The sequence below is a fragment of the Bacillus sp. FSL R5-0709 genome (genome assembly GCF_038004785.1).
Classification (GTDB): Bacteria; Bacillota; Bacilli; order Bacillales; family Bacillaceae_G; genus Bacillus_A; species Bacillus_A mycoides.
This window is the reverse complement of sequence record NZ_JBBORT010000001.1, coordinates 4,656,714-4,682,402: the sequence shown is the minus strand read 5'-3', so window position 1 is coordinate 4,682,402 and position 25,689 is coordinate 4,656,714. Positions and strand designations below refer to the sequence as shown.

The 25,689-nt window shown below is 39.2% G+C and carries 24 protein-coding genes and 2 rRNA genes; 13 read left to right on the top strand and 13 right to left on the bottom strand.

Features of this window, described 5'->3' with window-relative positions:
* Nucleotides 1-50: 50 nt before the first annotated feature.
* From MKX37_RS24165 to MKX37_RS24155, 3 genes are all read right to left on the bottom strand, one after another.
* Nucleotides 51-899 (bottom strand): hypothetical protein, encoded by an 849-nt coding sequence (locus MKX37_RS24165; protein ID WP_002166534.1) that lies wholly within the window; start codon nucleotides 897-899, stop codon nucleotides 51-53.
* A gap of 149 nt (nucleotides 900-1,048) precedes the next feature.
* Nucleotides 1,049-1,642 (bottom strand): biotin transporter BioY, encoded by a 594-nt coding sequence (locus MKX37_RS24160; RefSeq protein WP_002015867.1) that lies wholly within the window; start codon nucleotides 1,640-1,642, stop codon nucleotides 1,049-1,051.
* A 50-nt stretch (nucleotides 1,643-1,692) separates the two neighbouring features.
* On the bottom strand, nucleotides 1,693-2,436 hold the full coding sequence (locus MKX37_RS24155; protein WP_002129698.1) for a DUF3298 and DUF4163 domain-containing protein: 744 nt from the start codon (nucleotides 2,434-2,436) through the stop codon (nucleotides 1,693-1,695).
* Nucleotides 2,437-2,532: 96 nt separating this feature from the next.
* On the opposite strand from MKX37_RS24155, the gene MKX37_RS24150 reads away from it, so the two are divergent.
* Nucleotides 2,533-2,916 carry a hotdog fold thioesterase gene (locus tag MKX37_RS24150; RefSeq protein ID WP_002034550.1) on the top strand — a complete coding sequence of 128 codons (384 nt, stop codon included), beginning with the start codon at nucleotides 2,533-2,535 and terminating at the stop codon, nucleotides 2,914-2,916.
* Between the two features lie 36 nt (nucleotides 2,917-2,952).
* Here the strand turns inward: MKX37_RS24150 and MKX37_RS24145 are convergent, their stop codons facing one another.
* Together MKX37_RS24145 and MKX37_RS24140 are read right to left on the bottom strand one after the other, a co-directional pair.
* Entirely contained in the window at nucleotides 2,953-4,329 is a 1,377-nt protein-coding gene (locus MKX37_RS24145; protein ID WP_002015863.1) for a glycine--tRNA ligase, read from the bottom strand.
* Nucleotides 4,330-4,674: 345 nt separating this feature from the next.
* Nucleotides 4,675-5,388: a DNA alkylation repair protein gene (locus tag MKX37_RS24140; protein WP_002015862.1), complete on the bottom strand. Its 714-nt coding sequence runs from the start codon at nucleotides 5,386-5,388 to the stop codon at nucleotides 4,675-4,677.
* 118 nt (nucleotides 5,389-5,506) lie between these two features.
* Between MKX37_RS24140 and MKX37_RS24135 the strand changes: the two genes are divergently transcribed.
* Nucleotides 5,507-5,974 carry a hypothetical protein gene (locus tag MKX37_RS24135; RefSeq protein WP_002015861.1) on the top strand — a complete coding sequence of 156 codons (468 nt, stop codon included), beginning with the start codon at nucleotides 5,507-5,509 and terminating at the stop codon, nucleotides 5,972-5,974.
* Nucleotides 5,975-6,077: 103 nt separating this feature from the next.
* On the opposite strand, the gene MKX37_RS24130 is transcribed toward MKX37_RS24135, so the two are convergent.
* Complete coding sequence (locus MKX37_RS24130; RefSeq protein WP_002129696.1) at nucleotides 6,078-7,403, bottom strand: ArsB/NhaD family transporter; 1,326 nt, start codon at nucleotides 7,401-7,403, stop codon at nucleotides 6,078-6,080.
* Nucleotides 7,404-7,693: 290 nt separating this feature from the next.
* Here MKX37_RS24130 and kapD point away from each other — a divergent pair, with 290 nt between their 5' ends.
* Nucleotides 7,694-8,317, top strand: coding sequence for a 3'-5' exonuclease KapD (kapD, locus tag MKX37_RS24125; protein ID WP_002034559.1), 624 nt, complete (start codon nucleotides 7,694-7,696; stop codon nucleotides 8,315-8,317).
* Between the two features lie 40 nt (nucleotides 8,318-8,357).
* Here kapD and MKX37_RS24120 read toward each other — a convergent pair whose 3' ends face one another.
* Nucleotides 8,358-8,741: a kinase-associated lipoprotein B gene (locus MKX37_RS24120; protein WP_001209324.1), complete on the bottom strand. Its 384-nt coding sequence runs from the start codon at nucleotides 8,739-8,741 to the stop codon at nucleotides 8,358-8,360.
* Nucleotides 8,742-8,906: 165 nt separating this feature from the next.
* Here MKX37_RS24120 and MKX37_RS24115 point away from each other — a divergent pair, with 165 nt between their 5' ends.
* Together MKX37_RS24115 and MKX37_RS24110 are read left to right on the top strand one after the other, a co-directional pair.
* Nucleotides 8,907-9,083, top strand: coding sequence for a hypothetical protein (locus tag MKX37_RS24115; RefSeq protein ID WP_000982764.1), 177 nt, complete (start codon nucleotides 8,907-8,909; stop codon nucleotides 9,081-9,083).
* Nucleotides 9,084-9,151: 68 nt separating this feature from the next.
* Complete coding sequence (locus MKX37_RS24110) at nucleotides 9,152-9,691, top strand: superoxide dismutase family protein (protein ID WP_002089287.1); 540 nt, start codon at nucleotides 9,152-9,154, stop codon at nucleotides 9,689-9,691.
* Nucleotides 9,692-9,808: 117 nt separating this feature from the next.
* On the opposite strand, the gene MKX37_RS24105 is transcribed toward MKX37_RS24110, so the two are convergent.
* The gene (locus tag MKX37_RS24105; protein ID WP_063218138.1) at nucleotides 9,809-10,960 is read right to left on the bottom strand and encodes a MalY/PatB family protein; all 1,152 of its coding nucleotides are present in this window, start codon (nucleotides 10,958-10,960) and stop codon (nucleotides 9,809-9,811) included.
* Between the two features lie 117 nt (nucleotides 10,961-11,077).
* Here MKX37_RS24105 and MKX37_RS24100 point away from each other — a divergent pair, with 117 nt between their 5' ends.
* Entirely contained in the window at nucleotides 11,078-11,329 is a 252-nt protein-coding gene (locus MKX37_RS24100; RefSeq protein WP_002015854.1) for a YugE family protein, read from the top strand.
* Between the two features lie 215 nt (nucleotides 11,330-11,544).
* On the opposite strand, the gene MKX37_RS24095 is transcribed toward MKX37_RS24100, so the two are convergent.
* Both MKX37_RS24095 and MKX37_RS24090 read right to left on the bottom strand, forming a co-directional pair.
* The gene (locus tag MKX37_RS24095; RefSeq protein ID WP_002034539.1) at nucleotides 11,545-12,384 is read right to left on the bottom strand and encodes an alpha/beta fold hydrolase; all 840 of its coding nucleotides are present in this window, start codon (nucleotides 12,382-12,384) and stop codon (nucleotides 11,545-11,547) included.
* A 263-nt stretch (nucleotides 12,385-12,647) separates the two neighbouring features.
* On the bottom strand, nucleotides 12,648-13,640 hold the full coding sequence (locus MKX37_RS24090; RefSeq protein WP_033707944.1) for a 2-hydroxyacid dehydrogenase: 993 nt from the start codon (nucleotides 13,638-13,640) through the stop codon (nucleotides 12,648-12,650).
* Nucleotides 13,641-13,936: 296 nt separating this feature from the next.
* On the opposite strand from MKX37_RS24090, the gene MKX37_RS24085 reads away from it, so the two are divergent.
* The 3 genes from MKX37_RS24085 to yugI all read left to right on the top strand — a co-directional run bounded on the left by MKX37_RS24085 (nucleotide 13,937) and on the right by yugI (nucleotide 16,218).
* On the top strand, nucleotides 13,937-14,434 hold the full coding sequence (locus MKX37_RS24085) for an Lrp/AsnC family transcriptional regulator (protein WP_002129688.1): 498 nt from the start codon (nucleotides 13,937-13,939) through the stop codon (nucleotides 14,432-14,434).
* Nucleotides 14,431-15,621, top strand: a complete 1,191-nt coding sequence (locus tag MKX37_RS24080) for an aminotransferase (RefSeq protein WP_002129685.1) — start codon at nucleotides 14,431-14,433, stop codon at nucleotides 15,619-15,621. Before MKX37_RS24085 ends, MKX37_RS24080 begins: the two co-directional genes overlap by 4 nt.
* Before the next feature lie 252 nt (nucleotides 15,622-15,873).
* Entirely contained in the window at nucleotides 15,874-16,218 is a 345-nt protein-coding gene (gene yugI, locus MKX37_RS24075) for a S1 domain-containing post-transcriptional regulator GSP13 (protein ID WP_002015848.1), read from the top strand.
* Between the two features lie 112 nt (nucleotides 16,219-16,330).
* Here the strand turns inward: yugI and MKX37_RS24070 are convergent, their stop codons facing one another.
* Nucleotides 16,331-16,564, bottom strand: a complete 234-nt coding sequence (locus MKX37_RS24070; RefSeq protein ID WP_002034535.1) for a DUF378 domain-containing protein — start codon at nucleotides 16,562-16,564, stop codon at nucleotides 16,331-16,333.
* Nucleotides 16,565-16,845: 281 nt separating this feature from the next.
* Between MKX37_RS24070 and MKX37_RS24065 the strand changes: the two genes are divergently transcribed.
* On the top strand, nucleotides 16,846-18,198 hold the full coding sequence (locus tag MKX37_RS24065) for a glucose-6-phosphate isomerase (protein ID WP_002015845.1): 1,353 nt from the start codon (nucleotides 16,846-16,848) through the stop codon (nucleotides 18,196-18,198).
* 108 nt (nucleotides 18,199-18,306) lie between these two features.
* Nucleotides 18,307-18,720 carry a YugN-like family protein gene (locus MKX37_RS24060; RefSeq protein WP_002131278.1) on the top strand — a complete coding sequence of 138 codons (414 nt, stop codon included), beginning with the start codon at nucleotides 18,307-18,309 and terminating at the stop codon, nucleotides 18,718-18,720.
* Here MKX37_RS24060 and MKX37_RS24055 read toward each other — a convergent pair.
* Together MKX37_RS24055 and MKX37_RS24050 are read right to left on the bottom strand one after the other, a co-directional pair.
* A complete protein-coding gene (locus MKX37_RS24055) occupies nucleotides 18,707-19,702 on the bottom strand; it encodes a potassium channel family protein (protein WP_002167466.1) in 996 nt (331 codons plus the stop codon). The genes MKX37_RS24060 and MKX37_RS24055 overlap by 14 nt on opposite strands.
* A gap of 95 nt (nucleotides 19,703-19,797) precedes the next feature.
* A complete protein-coding gene (locus MKX37_RS24050; protein WP_002034530.1) occupies nucleotides 19,798-20,481 on the bottom strand; it encodes an MgtC/SapB family protein in 684 nt (227 codons plus the stop codon).
* Nucleotides 20,482-21,033: 552 nt separating this feature from the next.
* Between MKX37_RS24050 and MKX37_RS24045 the strand changes: the two genes are divergently transcribed.
* Together MKX37_RS24045 and MKX37_RS24040 are read left to right on the top strand one after the other, a co-directional pair.
* Nucleotides 21,034-22,585: ribosomal RNA gene (locus MKX37_RS24045) — 16S ribosomal RNA — on the top strand.
* 146 nt (nucleotides 22,586-22,731) lie between these two features.
* A 23S ribosomal RNA gene (locus MKX37_RS24040) occupies nucleotides 22,732-25,653 on the top strand.
* Together the 16S and 23S rRNA genes form the textbook arrangement of a ribosomal RNA operon.
* The last annotated feature ends 36 nt before the right edge of the window (nucleotides 25,654-25,689 follow it).

Sequence of the window (25,689 nt, the reverse complement as noted above, 5' to 3'; positions counted from 1 at the left end):
TCTAAAGGGGATTTTTTTGAGAAAAAAAAGACACTCTGGAAAGAGTGTCTTTAATTAGAACTTAAATTTTTATCGGTAGGATTCAATTCATTAGCCTTTGATTTAATTTCATCAGTAATAGCGATATTAATATTTCCAGCTGCTTTTTTGTATTCCTGAATTAATGTATTAACGTTTTGGTTGAATGTGATTAAACTGCCACTTGGAGATTGAGCTTGTTCATTGAGAGCTGTAATAATACCATATATTTTTTTATATTCTTCATAGGTTTCTTTATACTTATTTGGCTGTTCTTTTGCAGCTTCAGAGACTAACTTTAAATCCGTTCCCATATTGCTGTAAAACGTATCTACAGTTGCAACCGTCCCATCAATTTCTGTTCTCTTAGATCTAAGCGCATTATTGAAGTCATTTCTTTGATCAATCGCTTTTGACCATGTAGTTGAATACTCGGATAATACATAAGAAGCTGAATATCTAAAGGTTTCTATATCATTATAAAAAGATGCTGCAGCAATTAAGTAATCAGCTTCTTTTTTCTTTTGGGCTTGAATAGCTTGATATTCTTCCTCCATATTCGTTACTTTTGTTATCGTAAAGAGAAGGATGATAATTGATATAACTGATGTAAGAAAGAGTATTATAGATGTTAATAAAGATTTTTTTGCTGGTAATTTTCGTACTTTCTTAATTAACCCAATAACAATAAAGATTAAAGCTGCGCATAAACTAATTATAGTAAGTATTAAAAAGAAAAATGCTAGACCGTTTCCAAAGGTATATTGCATTCCTAACTCGCTATTTCCATATAATTTGTAACTGATGCTCATACCTAGTATGAAAAATAAAGATAGTACTCCGACACTTATTTTAATAAGTGTATTTTTTGATAGCTTCACTGATTTTCCTCCAAAATATTGTTTTAATTAGATGTGCAAAATGTAAGATTTGCTGAACTATCATAACAAAATTTATTTCTAATATGTGTCGTATATTGTCGAAAATAAAAAATGAGTTATTTCAGTATACTGAAATAACTCATTTTTTATTATGAAATCGTCGAATGAGAATGCTGATAAGCGGAACGACGTACAGCATAGTATATGCGAGGTGCGATAATAGCGCCGATAATTGTAAACGCAATATCCTTTACTGCGAACCACATCATAATCATCCAGGCAGCTTTATAACTCATATTACCACCCATGAAAATATTGACTGCCCCGTACATATAAGTAGTACCGATAATATACGTTAAAATGATTCCGACGAAAGAAGAAATTGCAAAGGTGCTGAATGTTGGTCGTTCTTTTTGTTCTACTAGTTTTCCTGATACGTAAGCAACGATAATAAATGCGATAATAAAACCACCAGTAGGATCTAAAAGTGCTCCAAATCCAGCTTTGAAGTTAGCGAAGATTGGCGCACCTGCTACTCCAACAAGCATGTAAACAGTCATTGATAATGCCCCAAGTCTACTCCCAAGAAGAAGACCTGCTAAAATTGCGAAAAATGGTTGCATAGATAATGGAATGCCCGCTATTTGTAAGAATGGTGCCCACGATACAATATTTGCACCAATAGCCATAAGAGCGACGAACATGGCAGCTAATGCTAAATCTAAAACATGAAGCTTCTTCATAATGTTAACCTCCAGTTGTGTTTAGGTTAACATTATCGTAGCGAAAATATTTACTTGTTGTCAATCAAAATATTTTGATAAGAAGGCTTTAAATAGTCTCTAAGCAATGTGTATGGAATACGAAACTGCGGAATTCCGCTTGAATAAGGAGCAATTTCATATAAAGAGAAATAAATTACAAGGTTATCCGGTTCTAAAAAGTAGTGAAACTTTTTAGTGCTCGTTACTTTTTCGACTGCATCAGGAAAATAAATGCTTTCATTTTGTTTAATTTGTCTTACAATCTCTGTGCGAATTATTTCTTTATATTTATCCTCTTGTTGAAATAAATCGTCTAAGTGTAATAATTTTTTTTCGTTTAAATCAAATGTATTTGCCTTCCACGTATACAGTCCGTGCGCTCCGCCTGTATATTGATAGTAATTCACATATAGGCTGAGGAAAGGTGGTTTGTTTAAAGCTACTTTATAGTCAACATTTGCAACGTATGGATGAAAAGGTGTGCTAGATCCTTCTGTTTCCTCATAATATTTCTTCGCTTCTTTTTCTAATTTACTTTTAAATTTAGTAGTAGAGTTTTTGTAATAGGAATTCAGCTTATTTTGAAATTTTGAATCAGAAAAGTTGTGAAAGGAAGGCCTATTAATTTGATATTCTATATAAGGTTTCTTACCTTTTTGCGTTACAGTCTTAACATTGATTGTCAGGTTGGATGCTTTGGCTGCTATTGCACAATTTGGTACAATAGTCAGCAAGGAGAACATAAGCAATAGTATACAAAATTTCTGTTTCATTTAGGTGAAACCTCCTTATATAAGTGTTATAGGTAGTTTGAAATTAAACAGGTAAAATTATACATTTGATCTAAGGTGAGAGAGGTTGAAAACGATATGTCAAAAACTTTAATGGATTCGCTTGGAATTGAGTTGTTAGAAATGACAGAGGATAAAGTAGTTGCTACAATGCCTGTTGATGAACGCACGCATCAGCCGTTTGGATTTTTACACGGTGGTGCATCTGTTGCATTAGCAGAAACTGTGGCAAGTGTTGGTTCATACAATTTAATTGATCAAGAAAAATGTATTTGTTTCGGATTAGAAATTAATGCAAATCATATTCGCTCAAAGCAAGATGGAATTGTAACAGCAATTGGAACACCGATACATAGAGGACAATCGACAATGGTTTGGGATATTCGCATCATTGATGAAAATGATGAGTTACTATGTATATCAAGATGTACAGTAGCAATTAAAGAAAAACGTGAAAAGTAAAAAGAGGCGGCTCAATAGAGCGCCTCTTTTTTATAATTAGAACTGGATTTTTTTCTCTAAGAAACCTTTTAGTTCGCTAATTGGCATACGAACTTGTTCCATTGTGTCACGGTCACGTACTGTAACAGCTTTGTCTTCAACAGAGTCGAAGTCGTATGTGATACAGAATGGAGTACCGATTTCGTCTTGACGACGGTAACGTTTACCGATAGAACCAGTTTCATCAAAGTCTACCATGAAGTCTTTAGCTAGTTCTGCGAATACTTCAGTAGCACCTTCAGATAGCTTTTTAGATAATGGTAAGATAGCTGCTTTATATGGTGCTAAAGCAGGGTGGAAACGAAGAACTGTACGAGAATCGTTTTCTAATTGCTCTTCTTCATATGCATCACATAAGAATGCTAATGTTACACGGTCTGCACCTAGAGATGGCTCGATGCAGTAAGGCACGTAACGCTCATTCGTTTGTGGATCGATATAGTTAAAGTCTTCGTTAGAGTGTTCCATATGACGTTTTAAATCGAAGTCTGTACGAGATGCAACGCCCCATAGTTCGCCCCAACCGAATGGGAATCTGAATTCAATATCAGTTGTTGCGTTACTGTAATGAGATAACTCGTCTTCACCGTGGTCACGAAGACGCATGCTTTCTTCAGTCATACCAAGTGAAAGTAACCAGTTTTTACAAGTTTCACGCCAGAATGCGAACCACTCTAAATCTTCACCAGGCTTACAGAAGAATTCAAGTTCCATTTGTTCGAATTCACGTGTACGGAATGTGAAGTTACCAGGTGTGATTTCGTTACGGAAACTTTTACCGATTTGGCCGATACCAAATGGAAGTTTCTTACGCATAGAGCGTTGTACGTTTTTAAAGTTTACGAAAATACCTTGTGCTGTTTCAGGACGAAGGAAGATTTCGTTTGTGCTAGACTCTGTAACACCTTGGAATGTTTTGAACATTAAGTTGAACTGACGGATTTCCGTGAATTCTTGGCTACCGCAATCTGGGCATTTTACTTCATGTTCTTTCATTAAGTCAGCCATTTGGTCGAAAGTAAGACCGTCAACGACCATTTCGATACCTTTTGCGTCTAATGCATCTTCAATTAATTTGTCAGCACGGTGACGAGCTTTACATTTTTTACAGTCGATCATTGGATCATTAAAGTTACCAACGTGACCAGAAGCGATCCAAGTTTTTGGGTTCATTAAAATAGCAGCATCTAAACCAACGTTGTGTGGAGATTCTTGAATGAATTTTTTCCACCAAGCTTTTTTGACGTTATTTTTTAATTCGATTCCAAGTGGACCGTAATCCCATGTGTTTGCAAGACCACCGTAAATTTCAGAACCAGGGAAAACGAAACCGCGATGTTTCGCTAAGTTTACAACTTGTTCCATTGAATACATAATAAAATCCTCCTTTTGAAAGTTAACGTATTTGCGATGACGTGATAGGTACTTTGGAAACGAGCAATATATGCTTTAAAAAACATAAAAAAACGCTCATCCCAAGGCTTAATCGCCTAGGGACGAGCGTTTGCCCGCGGTTCCACCCTAGTTGATACACAAAATGTGCATCCACTTTATCACGTATTGCTCGAGACTGCCGTTTCCTCGCAGCTTCAGGCTTTCACTATCCCTGAATCGCTTTTTATGCAAGTACTTATAAGTCCGTCATCGCTACTTATATTAATAATAATGAACATATTTTAACACGTTCTTTTTTAAATCTCAATAGAGGAACGTGCCCATCTAGGATAGAGTCTCGCCTATTTTTTCGTTATTTATTCCGTAATTTTGCTTAATATGCTTAATTGCTTCACGTTTACTAAGTGGAGCGAGCTCGTTAGTTTGAACGTATTCCCAAACTACATCTGGCTTTGTTTTTGCATATTCGCGAAGGACCCAGCCGATTGCTTTTTGAATGAAAAATTCTTTTGAGGAATGTAGTTGTCCGATAATCCAGAAAAGGAGTTCTTCATCCATTTTTTGTTTGTATTTTAGCTGGAATAAAATAGCGGCACGTTGTAACCATATGTTTTCTGATGCAATCCATTTTGGAATGTATGCAGAAATTAATTCTGGATGTTTTAAAAAGATAGCACCTAAAAATGTAGGGACGATGCTATCAACAGAATCCCACCAAGATTTTGTGACAATAAGTTCTTCTAAAAATGGGATGTGAGTTTCATTTATGTGTTTTTTATATTTTTGCATGATATCGAGTGCGGCAGCTTGAAATTCACGTTCTGGTAGGTCCCAAAGTTCACGCACGATAATTTGGAAGTCCTTTTTATCTGGGAGGGTATGTATTTGAATTACGTCTTTCAATAACTGTCTTCTCTCAGGAGTTTGAATACCGAGAAACGGGAAGTGATTTTTCATATAACGTGCCATCGGTTCTGCTTTTTCGGGATTTTGATGAGCTGTAAAATGCTCTTGTAATGCCTTTACAAATGGATGCATAGGTATGTACTCCTCTCTCATTATCTTTCTCTTCTTATTATACAAAGAGTTTGGTTAAATTTTAAAACATAACTTGCACTGTAATGAAATATGTTGAGAAGAGAGAGGAGAGGATAAGATGGAAGATCAAGGCGTACTAGCAGGTTTCTTTGCTCTTAGTTTTGCGTTTATTCTTGTTATAATAATTTGGGCAATTATTTCGTATTTGTTAACGGCTTTTGCACTTTATACGATGGCGAAAAATGATGGTGCAACTGATGGTGTTCTTGCTTTTATTCCGTTTATAAATAGTAAGATATGGGGTGATTTAGCGAAAGATAAATTACCAGATTTCTTGAAAGAAGAAGCAGGGTGGAAAGTATTTGGCATATATGTTGGATGCTTCATCTTTAATTTCGTACCAATTCTATATATATTAGCAACAGCTGTATCACTTGTACTGTCTATTTATCTTATCTATGCTATTTTGGATAGATACGGAACGAATTCCATACTGTTTACGATCATTCATACAATCACGTTTTCGGTTTTCTTGCCGATTCATTTGTTCATTATTCGGAATGAGCCGGTGAGGTATAACGAGTAGGCGTATCAAAGTTGCCCTGCGGTCGATATATTTGGTTCTATAATAATTCGGATATGCTGAAAAAAGAACGAAAGCGCCCTGCTGAGCAGGGCGCTTTTTTCTACTACATAAGATAGCGTAAGTAAATGTAAATGTGAGAAATGATTAATGAAACGATCATAATTGGGAAGCCGACTTTAAGGAATTCCATGTAGCTGAATTTATGTCCTTCACGACTTGCGATTCCGGCTACGATTACGTTAGCAGAAGCTCCGATTAATGTTCCGTTTCCACCTAAGCAAGCACCTAATGCTAATGCCCACCATAGTACGTCAATTTGTGCGTCAGAAGGTGATAAACCTAGCCCAACTGCCATATCGTTAATAAGTGGAATCATTGTTGCAACGAATGGAATGTTATCGATTGTTGCAGAGGCGATACCAGATACCCATAGAATAAGGATAGATGCGTGAGAAATATCTCCGCCTGTTATTCCAATTACTTTTTGAGCTAACATTTTGATAAGCCCGATATCGATAAGTCCTCCAACGAGTACGAATAGTCCCGCGAAGAAGAAGATTGTTACCCACTCTACACTTGCGAATACCTCTTCAATTTCATGTTCTTTCACACCGATTAACATAAGTACAGTAGCGCCAGTTAAGGCGATGATAGCTGCATCAATATGGAAAATAGAATGAGTCATGAAGCCTACAATAGTAAGGCCAAGTACTGTTAAAGATTTCTTCATTAATACTGGGTCTTTAATGTATTGTTTTTCATCTAAGCTCATTAACTTTTTAATTTGTACAGGATCAGCAATTAATTGCTTACGGTACATGAAGTAAAGCATTGTTGCCGTAACAGCAATAATGATGATCACGATAGGTGCTAAGTTGAATAAGAAAGCATTGAAATCTAAATGCTTATTTGCAGAACCAATCATAATATTTGGCGGATCACCAATTAATGTTGCTGTTCCTCCGATATTTGAAAAAATAATTTCAGAAAGTAAATATGGAACAGGATTTACTTGCAAGATGCGCGTAATAGATAAAGTAACTGGAACAACAAGAAGTACTGTTGTAACGTTATCTAAAAATGCTGAGCCAAGCGCGGTAAGTAAGGAAAGTGAAATTAAAATTTTAATTGGATTTCCTTGTGCTCCTTTTGCGGCTTTAATGGCAACGTATTGGAAGACACCTGACTTACTTGTAATGTTTACCAGTATCATCATACCGATGAGTAATGTAATTGTTCCCCATTCAATATGTTTCGTAAAGGCATTGTGTAAGTCAACGACCCCTGCAATTACCATGAATGCTGCACCAAGAAGTGCGATGACAGCACGGTTAATTTTTTCAGAAATAATAATGGCATATGTAATTAAAAAGACTGCGATAGCGAAATAATACTGCCAGTTTGCGAGTTCTTGCGTTGTTTCGTGCAAAACTCTCATCTCCTTTCATTCACTTTTCTTAGTGTGTCAAAAAATTAACTAGATGAAACACACATAACGTCATTATAAAGTAGAAAAATGGCGGATGTAAATGAAAGGGTTTATTTTGTCATATTTTCTGCATAGGTCATTTTTTCTTATTTTTAAAAATATTTGTGGGCATCTGACATATATATAAGATACATCCAATCTGAATATTTAAAATCGAATCAGCATTCGAGCTTGTTCGTGTAGGAGTGTCAAATAGAAAGGAATGACAAATATGATAAGGAAGGGATCGTATGGATGAACAACGATTTTTGTTTTTAGACTTTGAGTTTACGATGCCCCAGCATAGAAAAAAGCCAAAAGGTTTTTTCCCAGAAATTATTGAGGTCGGACTCGTTTCAGTTGTTGGTTGTAAGGTGGAAGATACGTATTCATCGCATATTAGACCGAAAACATTTCCGTCTTTAACGGATCGATGTAAAAAATTTTTAGGAATTAAACAGGAAGTAGTGGACAAAGGAATTTCTTTTCATGAACTTGTTGAGAAACTTGCAGAATATGAAAAGAGTGGTAAACCGACAATTGTAACGTGGGGAAATATGGATATGAAAGTCTTAAAGCATAACTGTGAAATGGCGGGAGTAGAATTTCCATTCTTTGGACAGTGTCGTGATTTATCGCTTGAGTATAAGAAGTTTTTTGGAGAGAGAAATCAAACAGGGCTGTGGAAAGCAATTGAGGCGTATGGAAAAGCAGGAACAGGAAAGCATCATTGTGCGCTTGATGATGCGATGACGACATATAATATTTTTAAGTTAGTAGAAAAAGATAAAGAGTATTTAGTCAAACCAGCACCTCCGACATTAGGGGAACTTGTTGATTTTTCGAAAGTGTTAAAGAAAGTGAGTACACAGTAACGACCAAATTGCAAAATATGTAATTTGGTCGTTTTGTTTTTTAAAGTTTGTAATCTTGCTTCAATTGCTGAAGTGTTTCTAGACTACGCCCCGCAAAAGGTGAATCATCTTCAGAAAATGAATTCATTTGAGTTTCTAATGCTAATTTTAGTGACTCTGTATAATCCGGAATTTCTCCTTCATATTTCTTCACCATTTGCTCTGGAATGTTCGTCTGTTCACGAAAAGCTAAAGCACGTCTTTCATGGAAGAATGGTACGTCAGCTTGTTTTACATTATGTAAATCACCTTGCACTGGATGTTTTAAAACAGCTAGTACTTTTACGACGTAACTGCCAGGACGGCTATTTGTAATTTCGCCGATGTATTTTCCAGTTTTATAAATACCAGTAACGATTTCACCAATTTCAAATGTTTCTCTCATATTTTTCACCTCAAGTTTATAGTAAGGAAAGTGCGCGAAGGAGTCAAAGAAATCATTCGCTTTCGGAACGCCCCCTTGAGAATATGAACTGGTTCAACTATAATTTAAAGATATATAACAGAAAATTCTGATGTTTTTTGAATCCTATAATAAGGAGTGTTCGTTATGATGCCTTTATATTTCCCTGAAGATAAAACGGAGTATATTATTCCAGGTATTGTTTGCGTTCTATTTATCATCGGTGCGGTTGCTACGTGGCGTATGTTTATTCGTGTATCAAAACGAGAAGCAGAGCGATTACAGAAAGTAGAAGAAAAGCTTTTAGCTGAAAAGAAACGGTAATTCATTTTTGTATGTTTCCCTCTATGCTCGGACAATCTAAGGGCAGAAAGCATTTTGGAGGGAATTGAATGAAAAGACGGCTTTTTTTCAGTTGTTGTTTATTATTTCTAATGGCGGGTTGTGACCAAGGGAAGCCGAAAGAAATTGATGTGAAATTACATAATGCTTCAGGTGATGAAGTTGGGACTGCAAAAGTAGCTCAGCAAACAAGTGGAGTGAAAATTACGATTAAAGCGGAAGGTTTTACACCAGGACCACACGGTATACATGTACACGAAATCGGAGAATGTAAAGCGCCTAGTTTCGAATCATCTGGGAATCATTTTAATCCAGATAATAAAAAACATGGGCTCTTGAATCCGAAAGGTGCGGAAAATGGTGATTTACCGAATGTAGTGGCGGATGGTTCTGGAAAGATTAAAGCAGAAATCGATGCTCCGCATATAACGCTTGAAGAAGGAAAAACGACGATTCATAGAAAAGATGGAGCGTCTATTATTATTACAGAAAACGCTGATGATGGTATGACGCAACCAACTGGTAAATCTGGTGGCCGAATTGCTTGCGGTGTTATCGTAAAAAAAGCGTCGGATCTGAAGAAAAAATAGAAGCTACCGTGAATGATAGCTTTTGTTGTAAAACCGCATGATAGTAAGTGGAATTATATCGATTTACCGAAAAAAGGAGGCTATCTCAATATCATTTTGGGATAGCCTCCTTTTTTGTTATGAGAATGTATGGTGTAGTCTGTTTAAAATTTCTTCTAAAACAGATCTAGGACAGCCAATGTTAATTCGGATATGGGCTTCCCCGCCCATTCCGTATTTCTCACCGGGCTCAATGATGATTTTACCTTTCTCTTCAAGCAATGCTGTTCGTTCATCTTGAGAAAGATCCAAGTGGGAACAATCAATCCACAGTAAAAAACTACCTTCTGGTTTAATTACAGAAAGAGCTGGTATGTGATTTTGAATATACTCACAAGCAAATTGAGCGTTATCTTCAACATACAATCGAATTTCATTTAGCCAATCATTACATTCTGTATAGGCACTTTGCATTGCTGTATAAGCAAATGTATTTAATCCGTGGAATCCTTGTCTATATTGGATAGACATAAAGGCATTACGGAGATTTTCATTCGGAATAATAATGATCGATGCTTGTAATCCAGCGATATTAAATGTTTTGCTCGGAGCCATACAAGTAATAGTGCGTGCTGCTAATTCTTCAGATAAAGAAGCAAACGGTGTATGAGTATGGCCTCTATAAATAATATCGGCGTGAATTTCATCCGCGACAACGGTTACATTATATTGCGTACATAACGTACCGAGCTTTGTTAGCTCCTCTTTCGTCCAAACGCGCCCGATAGGATTGTGAGGGCTGCAAAGAAGCATTAGTTTTACACCTTGTTTAAATTGAGTTTCTAGATGCTCGAAGTCTATCTTATATATGCCATTTTGTTTAAATAAGGGACTCTCACATAATTGTCTATTATTTGTTTTGACCATTTCAAAAAATGGTGGATAAATAGGAGGTTGTACTAGTACGGCTTCTCCTTCTTTCGTTATAGCTTGTATGCTCGTACTAAGAGCTGGAACGATACCTGCGCTAAATACAATCCATTCTTTTTGTATTTCCCAATTGTATTGGCTTTTCGTCCAATTACAAATGATATCCCCAATATTTTCAGGAGGAAGTGTATAGCCGAAAATAGGATGTTCTGTGCGTTTTTGTAATGCAGTTTGAATTGGTTTTGGTACTTCAAAATCCATATCGGCAATCCAAGCGTGGATGAGCTCTTCATTTTTATATGTATCCCATTTTGTACTATGCGTTCCGCGACGATTTACCGTTTTATGAAATAGTTGCATATGTTTGCTCCTTTCTTCTGTCAAACTGTTAAGTTATGAAAATTCTCACTCTTCTTATAGAATAGCTGATGTGATACGATAAAGAAAAGCATTAAAAAGTGAAAAGGCGGGAAGCAGATGGGTGCATATGACAAAATGATTGAGGTTGTGAAAAATTGGGATCCGTTTCAAATGGGACCGGAGTTTTATGAAACAGAAGCGAGCGATGTTGTAAACGTCGTAAGTGTGTTTGATGATCCGAAATACATCGCAAAGAAGATTCAACATATATACTTTATGTCTTTTGAAGAAGTACCTGCACTTGAAAAATGCGAAAAATTAGCAGTAGAGTTACTCGTACTAAAAGAAGGCGGAAGTTGTTCGTTATAGGCTGTCGGAATTTACGACAGCCTTTTTGTTTATTTTCATTTGTGCTGATTGATTAAAGCTTCACTTTATCCCGTTTTAACGGGCAGTAAGACTCCCGCCTCAAAATTAGGTTGAAGCAAAGAGGTTAGGCGAGAAATCAAACTGCCCGTAAAAACCCGATTGGTGAAGGCTAATAATCCGTGGGGATAGAGCCTCCCACGGATTAAAGCTTCACTTTATTGCGTCGCAAACGTAATAATTTCTTCATAAACATGATCGGGCTTTTCTTCAGGTAGTAGGTGCCCTGTATTTTCGTAAGAAATGAAAGTTGAATTAGGTAGGTCCTTATGGAGACGGTGTCCTACATGTACAGGGACGACGCGATCTTTTTCACCCCAAATGAGTAATACTGGGGTTTCGATTTTTTGTAATTCAGTTGAAGATAAGTCACCTTCACGGTCTCTTATCATTCGAGTTAAAGCAGGGAATATACGATCATCATAAAAAGGAGCAGCATAGCCTTCCATCATTTCATTGTCAATTAATGAATGGTCATGAACGACATTCATTAAGTTATGGACGATGCCCCTTCGAATAATCCAGTTCTTCACGTATAAGTGGAAGAACGGTAAATAAGAGGAGTACAGTAAAGGTAAGTTTGCGCGTGCTAAATAACTAGAGCTACATAGTAAAATCGTCTTTGAAATTAATTCAGGGCGTAGTCGGTTTACAAAGAGTGAAATTTGTCCGCCCATAGAATGGCCAACTAGTACAATATTCGAGAGAGATAAATGTTCGATTAAATCGATAATAATAGCTGCTAAATTGTGATAAGAATATTTAAAGAGATGAGATTTATCACTTTTTCCGAATGGTGGTAAATCAAGGGCAATTACTGTACCTTCCTTTGTTAGTAAAGGAATGAGTCGTCGATAGCTAAATGAGGAAGAGAGGAAGCCGTGAACGAGTACGAAAGTAGGTCGTTCTTTTTTAGTATTATGTTCATACAATTCGTAATGAATAGTAGTCCCGCGAGTGGAAAAAGTGAAGTAAGGGCATTTGCATTCATGGTTCATTTTTTGTCACTCCATTGATTTTTGTTCATATCATCTCCCGGTAAGAAACAAAATATGTTAACAAAAAAAGGCAAGATGACATCGTCATCTTGCCTTTCGCTTATTTATCCCGCTATTCGCCGGGCAGTTGACTCCCACCTCAAAATTCGGCGAATGCGAGGAAGTTAGGTGGGAGATAACTGCCCGTAAAAGCCCGATTGGTGAAGGCTGATAATCAGTGGGGGATGGGCAAAACCCCCACTGATTAAAGTTTCACTTTATAATTACCCACGCACAATATTAGGTGGTGTTTTTCCTTGTAATCCTGCTACTAAATTTTCAGCAGCTGTCATTGCCATTTGCTGCCGAGTTTTTAATGTTGCAGATCCGATGTGCGGTAAAGTTACAACGTTTTGTAATGATAAGAGCGGATTCTCTTTTTGAATCGGCTCTTGTGTAAATGTGTCGATGCCGGCTGCAAATATTTTCTTTTCTGTTAACGCATGAATTAATGCAGTTTCATCTACTGTTTTCCCGCGAGAAGCATTAATGAAAATTGCTGTTTCTTTCATTAATGAAAATTCCTTTTCACCGATAAGATGATACGTTTCATCTGTTAATGGAGTAAGAAGAATAATAAAATCAGATTGTTTGATTAAAGTTTGTAAATCACAATATGTAGCATCAAATTTTTGCTCAGCTTCTTCTTTACGGCGACGATTATAGTAAAGGACATTCATATCAAAGCCGAATTTCGCTCGTTTTGCGACAGCTTCTCCAATTCGTCCCATTCCGATAATACCAATCGTACTATGATGTACATCTAGTCCGAAGTGTTCTTTTCCAATTTCAGCGTTCCATTCACCATTTTTTACATAGGAATTGAGTTCGCAAACACGGCGACCAGCAGATAACATAAGAGCGAAAACGAGATCGGCTACTGTATCATCTAACACATATGGAGTATTCGTTCCGATAACATTTTGTTTTTCCATCGCTTTTAAATCAAAGTTATCATGGCCAACAGAAATGTTACTTACTACTTTTAAATTAGGAGCAACCTGCAATAACTCTTCATTTATAGTAGATCCGAAATTTAATAACCCATCTTTATCTTTTATTTTTTCTAATAGAACATCACGAGGTACTTTCTCATTTTGATCCCATTTTTCAAAATCACAGTGTTCTGATAAATAGTTTTCTACAAATGTTGGAACTGGTTCGGCAATATATACTTTTGGTTTCACGGTTCCATCCCCTTTCCTCTTTACCTGGATTGGTGTGTGCTAATAATCAGCGGGATAAAGCATTCCGCTGATTAAAGTTTCACTTTATCCCGCATTAATGGACAGTAAGCTTTCCGCCTTGAAGAACAGCTAAGGCAAAGAATATAAGTTGGAAAGCAACTATCCGTAAATGCCCGATTGGTGCGGGTTAATAATCAGCGGGATAGAGCATTCCGCTGATTAAAGTTTCACTTTATTTTGACATAATTCTCAAAAAAAATCTTCTTTTCAAACTGGAAAGAGTATTTGTATAATTTAGACAGAAACTAAAAGGAAGGATGATTTATATGGTGACAGAGAAAGAATTGGAATTATTAGCTTGTCTTGAAAAGAATAGTCGTTTATCTGTAGATACATTAGCGAAGTTGTTAAATATAGAAGTAGAAGAAGTGAAAAAAATGGTTGCGAAATTAGAAAGTGAAAAGATTATCGTGGACTATGTAACACATATCGATTGGACAAAAGTGAAAGAACATACTGGTTTAACGGCGATGATTGATGTGAAAGTTACACCGAAGCGTGGTGTCGGTTTTGATGCAGTAGCTGAACAAATTTATCGCTATTCAGAAGTGAAATCCGTTTATTTAATGTCTGGGACATATGACCTTTCTATTACATTAGAAGGAAAGACGATGGGAGAAGTAGCGATGTTTGTTTCTGAGAAATTAGCAACAATTGAATCTGTCGTTTCAACGACAACTCATTTTATTTTGAAGAAGTATAAACATGAGGGGATTATTTATGAAAAGACAGATGATGATAAGAGAATTGTGGTGACACCGTGAAGCAATTTGACCTATCTAGAGTAGCAGAATCTTTACAACCGTCCGGTATACGAAAGTTTTTTGATTTAGCGGCAAGTATGAAAGGTGTTATTTCACTTGGAGTGGGAGAGCCGGACTTTGTTACACCTTGGAATGTAAGGCAAGCATGTATTCGTTCTTTAGAACAAGGATATACGTCATATACAGCAAATGCAGGATTATTGGAGCTCCGTCAAGAAATAGCAAAGTATCTAAAAAAACAATTTGCAGTATCTTATGATCCGAATGATGAAATCATTGTTACAGTTGGAGCGAGTCAAGCGCTAGATGTAGCGATGCGTGCTATTGTAAACCCTGATGATGAAATACTTATTATTGAACCAAGTTTCGTTTCGTATGCACCGCTTGTTACGTTAGCGGGCGGGGTCCCTGTTCCAGTGGCGACTTCATTAGAAGATGAATTTAAAGTACAGCCAGATCAAATTGAAGCAGCTATTACAACGAAAACAAAGGCAATATTACTTTGTTCTCCCAATAACCCAACAGGCGCAATGTTAAATAAATCCGAATTAGAAAAGCTAGCTGTTATTGTTGAGAAGTATAATTTAATCGTGTTATCGGATGAAATTTATGCAGAGCTCGTATACGACGAAGCATATACGAGTTTCGCGAGTATTAAAAATATGCGTGACCATACGATTTTAATTTCAGGATTTTCAAAAGGGTTTGCCATGACGGGATGGCGTCTTGGGATGATTGCAGCCCCTGTTCAATTTTCAGAATTAATGCTCAAAATCCACCAGTATTCAATGATGTGTGCACCGACGATGTCTCAATTTGCAGCACTTGAAGCATTACGTGGGGGAAATGATGAAGTAATTCGAATGAGAGATAGCTATAAAAAACGTCGTAACTTTATGACGACATCTTTCAATGAAATGGGCTTAACATGTCATGTGCCAGGCGGGGCATTTTATGTCTTCCCTTCTATAGCTTCAACCGGACTATCTTCAGCAGAATTTGCAGAACAATTATTATTAGAAGAAAAAGTGGCTGTTGTTCCTGGAAATGTGTTTGGCGGGAGTGGTGAAGGATTTATTCGTTGTTCATATGCAACATCGCTTGAGCAACTTATGGAAGCAATGAAGAGAATGGAACGGTTCATAGAGAATAAAAAAAGGACAAAACACAATACGTTTTGTCCATAAAAGGGGGGGAATACTAGAAAGCCATGTGTTAGTATTCTATCCTAATATTGGAGAATTATACGTATTACAGGAAATTTTTTCGTGAATTTTGAATGAGTTCTATCAAAGTGGTATAATTTACTAATATAAGGTGGGAGTATCCTCGGTGTTTTACTTAGGATACTTACCACTAATCGGATATTTAACAATAAATACATCTGCTTTGCTATTTACAATTGTAGAGAAAATGGTAAACGTATGGGAGTGTTTCACATGTCAGAACAATATACAACGGGAGTGGTTGTAACAGGGAAAGTAACTGGAATTCAAGATTACGGTGCATTTGTAGCTTTGGATGCAGAAACACAAGGACTTGTGCATATATCTGAAATCACAAATGGGTATGTAAAAGACATTCATGACTTTTTAAAGGTCGGAGATACAGTAGAAGTAAAAGTACTTTCAATTGATGAAGAACACAGAAAAATGAGTTTATCGTTAAAAGCGGCGAAAAGAAAGCAAGGACGAATTCTTATACCGAATCCATCAGAGAACGGATTTAATACACTGCGAGAAAAGCTAGCAGAATGGATTGAAGAGTCGGAGGTAATAAAGTAAAAGAGGAACGCATATGAGCGTTCCTCTTTTACTGTGACTTATGATATATATATTTGCAAATATGATTGCATGCAATCATATTCGTATGTCGGAGGCGAAAAAGACATACTGACTATTGAATTTCATGTGTTTCTGGGTGAGTACCAAGATTCTCGGATGGTTTAAATAGTAAGCCGAGATTGATAAGCCCAGAAATACCAACGATGCCGTAAATAATACGTGCAAGAGCTGAGTTCTGTCCCCCGAAAATAGCTGCTACTAAGTCAAACTGGAAGAACCCGATTAGTCCCCAGTTAACAGCGCCGATTACAGTGAAGACTAATGCGATACGTTGCAAGGTACTCATGAAAAGCCCCCCTTAATGTGAAGCGTGAGCAAGCAAGGAGTTAATAAGGAAATTTAACTCCTTTATAGAATGGTATAGTTTTGTTGTTTTTATACATGAAAAATGTACGAAAAACGATGTATATACATCTATACCGAAAAATTCGAATTTTTATGCAAAAAATGAACTTTTTCTAAAAAATAAATAATGGTTACGTTTACAATTGTTGAATCGCTTGATTTACAACTTTAGTTTCGCTAAAGTGAATACAGAAATACATATACATAATTGGAGGGAAAAAGATGAGTACACATGTAACGTTCGACTATTCTAAAGCGTTATCCTTCATCGGTGAAAATGAACTAACTTATTTACGTGATGCAGTAAAAGTAACACATCATGCAATCCACGAAAAAACTGGAGCTGGGAACGATTTCCTTGGGTGGGTAGAGCTTCCGCTTCAATATGACAAAGAAGAATTCGCTCGCATTCAAAAATGCGCAGAAAAAATTAAAAATGACTCTGACATTTTACTTGTTGTAGGTATTGGTGGTTCTTACCTAGGAGCACGCGCAGCAATTGAAATGTTAAACCATTCTTTCTATAACACGCTTTCTAAAGAACAACGTAAAACTCCACAAGTGCTATTTGTTGGACAAAACATTAGCTCCACTTACATGAAAGATTTAATGGACGTACTAGAAGGTAAAGACTTTTCTATTAACGTTATTTCCAAATCAGGTACAACAACAGAGCCTGCAATCGCATTCCGTATTTTCCGTAAATTATTAGAAGAAAAGTATGGAAAAGAAGAAGCACGCAAACGTATTTATGCGACTACAGATAAAGCGCGCGGTGCTTTAAAAACATTATCTGATAATGAAGGCTACGAAACGTTCGTTATTCCAGATGATGTTGGCGGTCGTTTCTCTGTATTAACACCAGTAGGTTTATTGCCAATCGCTGTAAGTGGCCTAAACATTGAAGAGATGATGAAAGGTGCAGCTGCTGGCCATAATGATTTCGCGAAATCAGAACTTGAAGAAAACCCAGCTTACCAATACGCAGTAGTTCGTAATGCTCTATATAATAAAGGGAAAACAATTGAAATGCTTGTTAACTATGAGCCAGCACTTCACTACTTCTCTGAGTGGTGGAAACAGTTATTTGGTGAAAGTGAAGGAAAAGATCAAAAAGGTATTTTCCCATCTTCAGCAAACTTCTCAACTGACTTACACTCATTAGGTCAATACATTCAAGAAGGTCGTCGTGACCTATTCGAAACAGTTCTTAAAGTAGGTAAATCTACACACGAACTAAAAATCGAATTAGACGACAACGATTTAGATGGATTAAACTACCTTGCTGGTGAAACGATAGACTTCGTAAACACAAAAGCATACGAAGGTACATTACTTGCACATAGCGATGGCGGAGTACCAAACTTAATCGTAAACATCCCTGAATTAAATGAGTACACATTCGGTTACCTTGTATACTTCTTCGAAAAAGCATGTGCGATGAGCGGCTACCTATTAGGCGTAAATCCATTTGACCAACCAGGAGTAGAAGCATACAAGAAAAACATGTTTGCTTTACTTGGTAAACCAGGATTTGAAGAATTAAAAGCAGAATTAGAAGAGCGTTTAAAATAATGAAAAGCGATCGGGTCTCCGGTCGCTTTTTATTATTTTATTGAAAGGTACATCGGTATATTCAAACTAGAATGGGTATGCTAAAGGAAAAGTCTAGGAGGGATGGGCTTGATTCCGATTCAATCAAAATTAGAAGGATGTACATATGCGTTATATAAGTTAGAAGAGGTTATGAAACCACTTGGATATAGTATTGGCGGTAATTGGGATTATGATAAAGGATGCTTTGATTATAAAATCGACGAAGAAGAAGGGTATCAATTTTTACGCGTACCATTTACAGCGGTGGATGGGGAACTAGATGTGCCTGGTGTAATAGTCCGTCTTGAAACACCGTATATTCTTTCGCACGTATATCAAGACGAACTAGATGATAATGTTAATGCTTTAACAGCTGGAACGAGTGGATTGGATCAATTTGCGGAGCCGCAAGATCCAGATGGAGATGTGAAAAGAAAGTATGTCAATATTGGTAAAGTATTGGTACAAGAACTAGAAAATCATTTTTTTAATGGTGAATAACGATGAGTATGTCGCTTTCGATGAGAATGAAAGAATGAACTGGATTGATCATATATTGTTCGTCGCGCTTTACACCTAGTAAGAGAATGTTTTGCTTTAAAAGAGTATAGCTACAATTTGCAAAGGATTGTCCGGTGCAGGACGGGGGAATCTCCATCAGTTGTAATTTGTTATCAGAGATTTCATCGTAAAGTGAGAATAGTACACCTGAAATGGAAGGGAATAAAAGAGAAGCGGTAAATACATAGCTCGTTAATTTATTTCCTTCTATAATTTCTGATACGCCAGCTCTCGTTGCATTTTGGATTTGTTCAGAAGTAAGAAGTTCAGCGATGCAGTGAATGTTTGGATTAAGTCCTTTTGCAGTTAAAATATTTAAAATGGACTGTGTATCTGCTAAGCTTTCGTTCTTCTCTTTATCCGCTGTTATTAATATAGTGTGAGCTGTTGTAATGTTAGCTTTTAATAAAGTTTGATCGTGATGCGGACAACCTTTTATAAATTCTAAATGATGAAATGGCTTTGGAAGTAAAGAAAGTGTTTCATCAATTAAAACGATATCAAGGTTCGGTTGTAATATGTGCATTTGTTTTACAACATGTTTTGCACGCTCATTCCAGCCAACGATAATCATATGACCATTAGAGGTAGCAGCTGCTTCACCCTTAATTCTCATATATTGTTTATTAATCATGTCGGTAGCGAATAGAACCATATAATAAGAACAAAATCCCGTTCCTAATAAAATAATACATATACCAATAAGTTTTCCTATCGTTGTATGGGGGGCGAAATCGCCGTATCCAACGGTGAAAATGGTAACGATTGACCACCAAACCCCGTCGAACCATGTGGTGAAGTGAGATGGCTCTAATATATGTATAAGAAAGCCGGAGAAGGTAGTAAGTACAATAATAAAACAAATTAAACGAAATATAATGGAATCACGAAATGTATCTACTAAATTCGGACGGGATTTCAAGTTCCTATTCCTCCTTACTTTTCAGGACTACATTCATTGTTACCATTATAGAAAAAAGAAAAACTCTCTAATTAAAAAGAGAGTTCATTTCATAATTAATACATACTTTCAACTTCAGTTTGTTGAACACTTTCAAGATGCTGAAGAGCATAATAAACATCAGCAGTATGTCTTTTTTGATCGATAGACAATTTTAAATGTAAATAGTGCGAACCATTTTCCAATGTTTTGAGCTTCATGTTCTTAACTTTTATATCCATTTCTTTTATTTCTTCAATTACGGTCGGGATATTGTCCATATTTCGTACAACGAGTTTCACTGCGATATCACGTTGGCGAAATGATCTAGGACCGACGTATTTCATCGCTAATGGTATAAGTTCTACACTAATCATAAGGAAACACATTCCGAAAATAGCCTCGATATAGAAACCAGCTCCAACGGCAATGCCGATGCCAGAAGCACCCCAAATCATAGCGGCGGTCGTTAACCCCGCAATACTATCGTTTCCTCTGCGTAAAATTACACCGGCACCTAAAAAACCAATTCCTGATACAATTTGAGCGGCAAGTCGAAGTGGATCCATATTCATATGATCGGTATGTGGTAAGTTGTAAGCTGCTTTAATAGAAACAATGGTTAGGAGGCAACTAATAATAGAAATAACTAAACACGTTTTTAAGCCGAGTGGTTTACGTTTTAATTCGCGCTCTAAACCGATAGCGAATCCTAAAATAGCCGAGAGACCTAGTTTTATTAATAAGTCGGTGTAGTCCATGTATATTCCTCCTTGTATGATATGGTATATGAATAAAACGTTTATCCCACTATTTGCGGGCAGTAAGCCCCGCCTCAAAATTCGCCGAATGCGAGAAAGTTAGGTGGGGGACGACTGCCCGTAAATGCCCGATTGGTGAAGGCTAATAATCAGTGGGGGATGAATACCCCCCACTGATTAAAGTTTCACTTTATATAGAAAGAAACGTTTTTTGACAGAGTGACTTTCTATAGAATATATGTAGGAATTACTTAGAAATGAAAGAGATGTTTCGTTTAAGTATATGATATTAAAAAAGAAATGTAGTTGGTTTCAAAAAAGTTTTCAAAAGGTGTTGCATTTCATTTTTTCACATGATATATTAATAAACGTCGCTGATGCAGAAACGCAGAAAACGACAAAAAAGAAATTGAAAAACATAGTTGACATCGAAAAATGAAGATGTTAATATGATGAAGTCGCTTCTGAAGCGGCAGATAAGTTCTTTGAAAACTGAACGAAACAAACAACGTGAACGTCAATTTTTATTTTTAGATGCTAGACAAACTAACTTTATTGGAGAGTTTGATCCTGGCTCAGGATGAACGCTGGCGGCGTGCCTAATACATGCAAGTCGAGCGAATGGATTAAGAGCTTGCTCTTATGAAGTTAGCGGCGGACGGGTGAGTAACACGTGGGTAACCTACCCATAAGACTGGGATAACTCCGGGAAACCGGGGCTAATACCGGATAATATTTTGAACTGCATAGTTCGAAATTGAAAGGCGGCTTCGGCTGTCACTTATGGATGGACCCGCGTCGCATTAGCTAGTTGGTGAGGTAACGGCTCACCAAGGCGACGATGCGTAGCCGACCTGAGAGGGTGATCGGCCACACTGGGACTGAGACACGGCCCAGACTCCTACGGGAGGCAGCAGTAGGGAATCTTCCGCAATGGACGAAAGTCTGACGGAGCAACGCCGCGTGAGTGATGAAGGCTTTCGGGTCGTAAAACTCTGTTGTTAGGGAAGAACAAGTGCTAGTTGAATAAGCTGGCACCTTGACGGTACCTAACCAGAAAGCCACGGCTAACTACGTGCCAGCAGCCGCGGTAATACGTAGGTGGCAAGCGTTATCCGGAATTATTGGGCGTAAAGCGCGCGCAGGTGGTTTCTTAAGTCTGATGTGAAAGCCCACGGCTCAACCGTGGAGGGTCATTGGAAACTGGGAGACTTGAGTGCAGAAGAGGAAAGTGGAATTCCATGTGTAGCGGTGAAATGCGTAGAGATATGGAGGAACACCAGTGGCGAAGGCGACTTTCTGGTCTGTAACTGACACTGAGGCGCGAAAGCGTGGGGAGCAAACAGGATTAGATACCCTGGTAGTCCACGCCGTAAACGATGAGTGCTAAGTGTTAGAGGGTTTCCGCCCTTTAGTGCTGAAGTTAACGCATTAAGCACTCCGCCTGGGGAGTACGGCCGCAAGGCTGAAACTCAAAGGAATTGACGGGGGCCCGCACAAGCGGTGGAGCATGTGGTTTAATTCGAAGCAACGCGAAGAACCTTACCAGGTCTTGACATCCTCTGAAAACTCTAGAGATAGAGCTTCTCCTTCGGGAGCAGAGTGACAGGTGGTGCATGGTTGTCGTCAGCTCGTGTCGTGAGATGTTGGGTTAAGTCCCGCAACGAGCGCAACCCTTGATCTTAGTTGCCATCATTAAGTTGGGCACTCTAAGGTGACTGCCGGTGACAAACCGGAGGAAGGTGGGGATGACGTCAAATCATCATGCCCCTTATGACCTGGGCTACACACGTGCTACAATGGACGGTACAAAGAGCTGCAAGACCGCGAGGTGGAGCTAATCTCATAAAACCGTTCTCAGTTCGGATTGTAGGCTGCAACTCGCCTACATGAAGCTGGAATCGCTAGTAATCGCGGATCAGCATGCCGCGGTGAATACGTTCCCGGGCCTTGTACACACCGCCCGTCACACCACGAGAGTTTGTAACACCCGAAGTCGGTGGGGTAACCTTTATGGAGCCAGCCGCCTAAGGTGGGACAGATGATTGGGGTGAAGTCGTAACAAGGTAGCCGTATCGGAAGGTGCGGCTGGATCACCTCCTTTCTATGGAGAATTGATGAACGCAGTTCATCAATAAACGTTGACTTGTTTTGTTTCGTTCAGTTTTGAGAGAACTATCTCTCAAGTTTAAATGTATGTTCTTTGAAAACTAGATAACAGTGTAGCTCATATTTTTTTAATTTTAGTTTGGTTAAGTTAGAAAGGGCGCACGGTGGATGCCTTGACACTAGGAGTCGATGAAGGACGGGACTAACGCCGATATGCTTCGGGGAGCTGTAAGTAAGCTTTGATCCGAAGATTTCCGAATGGGGAAACCCACTATACGTAATGGTATGGTATCCTTACCTGAATACATAGGGTATGGAAGACAGACCCAGGGAACTGAAACATCTAAGTACCTGGAGGAAGAGAAAGCAAATGCGATTTCCTGAGTAGCGGCGAGCGAAACGGAATCTAGCCCAAACCAAGAGGCTTGCCTCTTGGGGTTGTAGGACATTCTATACGGAGTTACAAAGGAACGAGGTAGACGAAGCGACCTGGAAAGGTCCGTCACAGAGGGTAATAACCCCGTAGTCGAAACTTCGTTCTCTCTTGAATGTATCCTGAGTACGGCGGAACACGTGAAATTCCGTCGGAATCTGGGAGGACCATCTCCCAAGGCTAAATACTCCCTAGTGATCGATAGTGAACCAGTACCGTGAGGGAAAGGTGAAAAGCACCCCGGAAGGGGAGTGAAAGAGATCCTGAAACCGTGTGCCTACAAATAGTCAGAGCCCGTTAATGGGTGATGGCGTGCCTTTTGTAGAATGAACCGGCGAGTTACGATCCCGTGCAAGGTTAAGCTGAAGAGGCGGAGCCGCAGCGAAAGCGAGTCTGAATAGGGCGTTTAGTACGTGGTCGTAGACCCGAAACCAGGTGATCTACCCATGTCCAGGGTGAAGTTCAGGTAACACTGAATGGAGGCCCGAACCCACGCACGTTGAAAAGTGCGGGGATGAGGTGTGGGTAGCGGAGAAATTCCAATCGAACCTGGAGATAGCTGGTTCTCCCCGAAATAGCTTTAGGGCTAGCCTTAAGTGTAAGAGTCTTGGAGGTAGAGCACTGATTGAACTAGGGGTCCTCATCGGATTACCGAATTCAGTCAAACTCCGAATGCCAATGACTTATCCTTAGGAGTCAGACTGCGAGTGATAAGATCCGTAGTCAAGAGGGAAACAGCCCAGATCGCCAGCTAAGGTCCCAAAGTGTGTATTAAGTGGAAAAGGATGTGGAGTTGCTTAGACAACTAGGATGTTGGCTCAGAAGCAGCCACCATTTAAAGAGTGCGTAATAGCTCACTAGTCGAGTGACTCTGCGCCGAAAATGTACCGGGGCTAAATACACCACCGAAGCTGCGAATTGATACCAATGGTATCAGTGGTAGGGGAGCGTTCTAAGTGCAGTGAAGTCAGACCGGAAGGACTGGTGGAGCGCTTAGAAGTGAGAATGCCGGTATGAGTAGCGAAAGACGGGTGAGAATCCCGTCCACCGAATGCCTAAGGTTTCCTGAGGAAGGCTCGTCCGCTCAGGGTTAGTCAGGACCTAAGCCGAGGCCGACAGGCGTAGGCGATGGACAACAGGTTGATATTCCTGTACCACCTCTTTATCGTTTGAGCAATGGAGGGACGCAGAAGGATAGAAGAAGCGTGCGATTGGTTGTGCACGTCCAAGCAGTTAGGCTGATAAGTAGGCAAATCCGCTTATCGTGAAGGCTGAGCTGTGATGGGGAAGCTCCTTATGGAGCGAAGTCTTTGATTCCCCGCTGCCAAGAAAAGCTTCTAGCGAGATAAAAGGTGCCTGTACCGCAAACCGACACAGGTAGGCGAGGAGAGAATCCTAAGGTGTGCGAGAGAACTCTGGTTAAGGAACTCGGCAAAATGACCCCGTAACTTCGGGAGAAGGGGTGCTTTCTTAACGGAAAGCCGCAGTGAATAGGCCCAAGCGACTGTTTAGCAAAAACACAGGTCTCTGCGAAGCCGTAAGGCGAAGTATAGGGGCTGACACCTGCCCGGTGCTGGAAGGTTAAGGAGAGGGGTTAGCGTAAGCGAAGCTCTGAACTGAAGCCCCAGTAAACGGCGGCCGTAACTATAACGGTCCTAAGGTAGCGAAATTCCTTGTCGGGTAAGTTCCGACCCGCACGAAAGGTGTAACGATTTGGGCACTGTCTCAACCAGAGACTCGGTGAAATTATAGTACCTGTGAAGATGCAGGTTACCCGCGACAGGACGGAAAGACCCCGTGGAGCTTTACTGTAGCCTGATATTGAATTTTGGTACAGTTTGTACAGGATAGGCGGGAGCCATTGAAACCGGAGCGCTAGCTTCGGTGGAGGCGCTGGTGGGATACCGCCCTGACTGTATTGAAATTCTAACCTACGGGTCTTATCGACCCGGGAGACAGTGTCAGGTGGGCAGTTTGACTGGGGCGGTCGCCTCCTAAAGTGTAACGGAGGCGCCCAAAGGTTCCCTCAGAATGGTTGGAAATCATTCGTAGAGTGCAAAGGCATAAGGGAGCTTGACTGCGAGACCTACAAGTCGAGCAGGGACGAAAGTCGGGCTTAGTGATCCGGTGGTTCCGCATGGAAGGGCCATCGCTCAACGGATAAAAGCTACCCCGGGGATAACAGGCTTATCTCCCCCAAGAGTCCACATCGACGGGGAGGTTTGGCACCTCGATGTCGGCTCATCGCATCCTGGGGCTGTAGTCGGTCCCAAGGGTTGGGCTGTTCGCCCATTAAAGCGGTACGCGAGCTGGGTTCAGAACGTCGTGAGACAGTTCGGTCCCTATCCGTCGTGGGCGCAGGAAATTTGAGAGGAGCTGTCCTTAGTACGAGAGGACCGGGATGGACGCACCGCTGGTGTACCAGTTGTTCTGCCAAGGGCATAGCTGGGTAGCTATGTGCGGAAGGGATAAGTGCTGAAAGCATCTAAGCATGAAGCCCCCCTCAAGATGAGATTTCCCATAGCGTAAGCTAGTAAGATCCCTGAAAGATGATCAGGTTGATAGGTTCGAGGTGGAAGCATGGTGACATGTGGAGCTGACGAATACTAATAGATCGAGGACTTAACCATATAATATGAAGCAATGTTATCTAGTTTTGAAAGAAT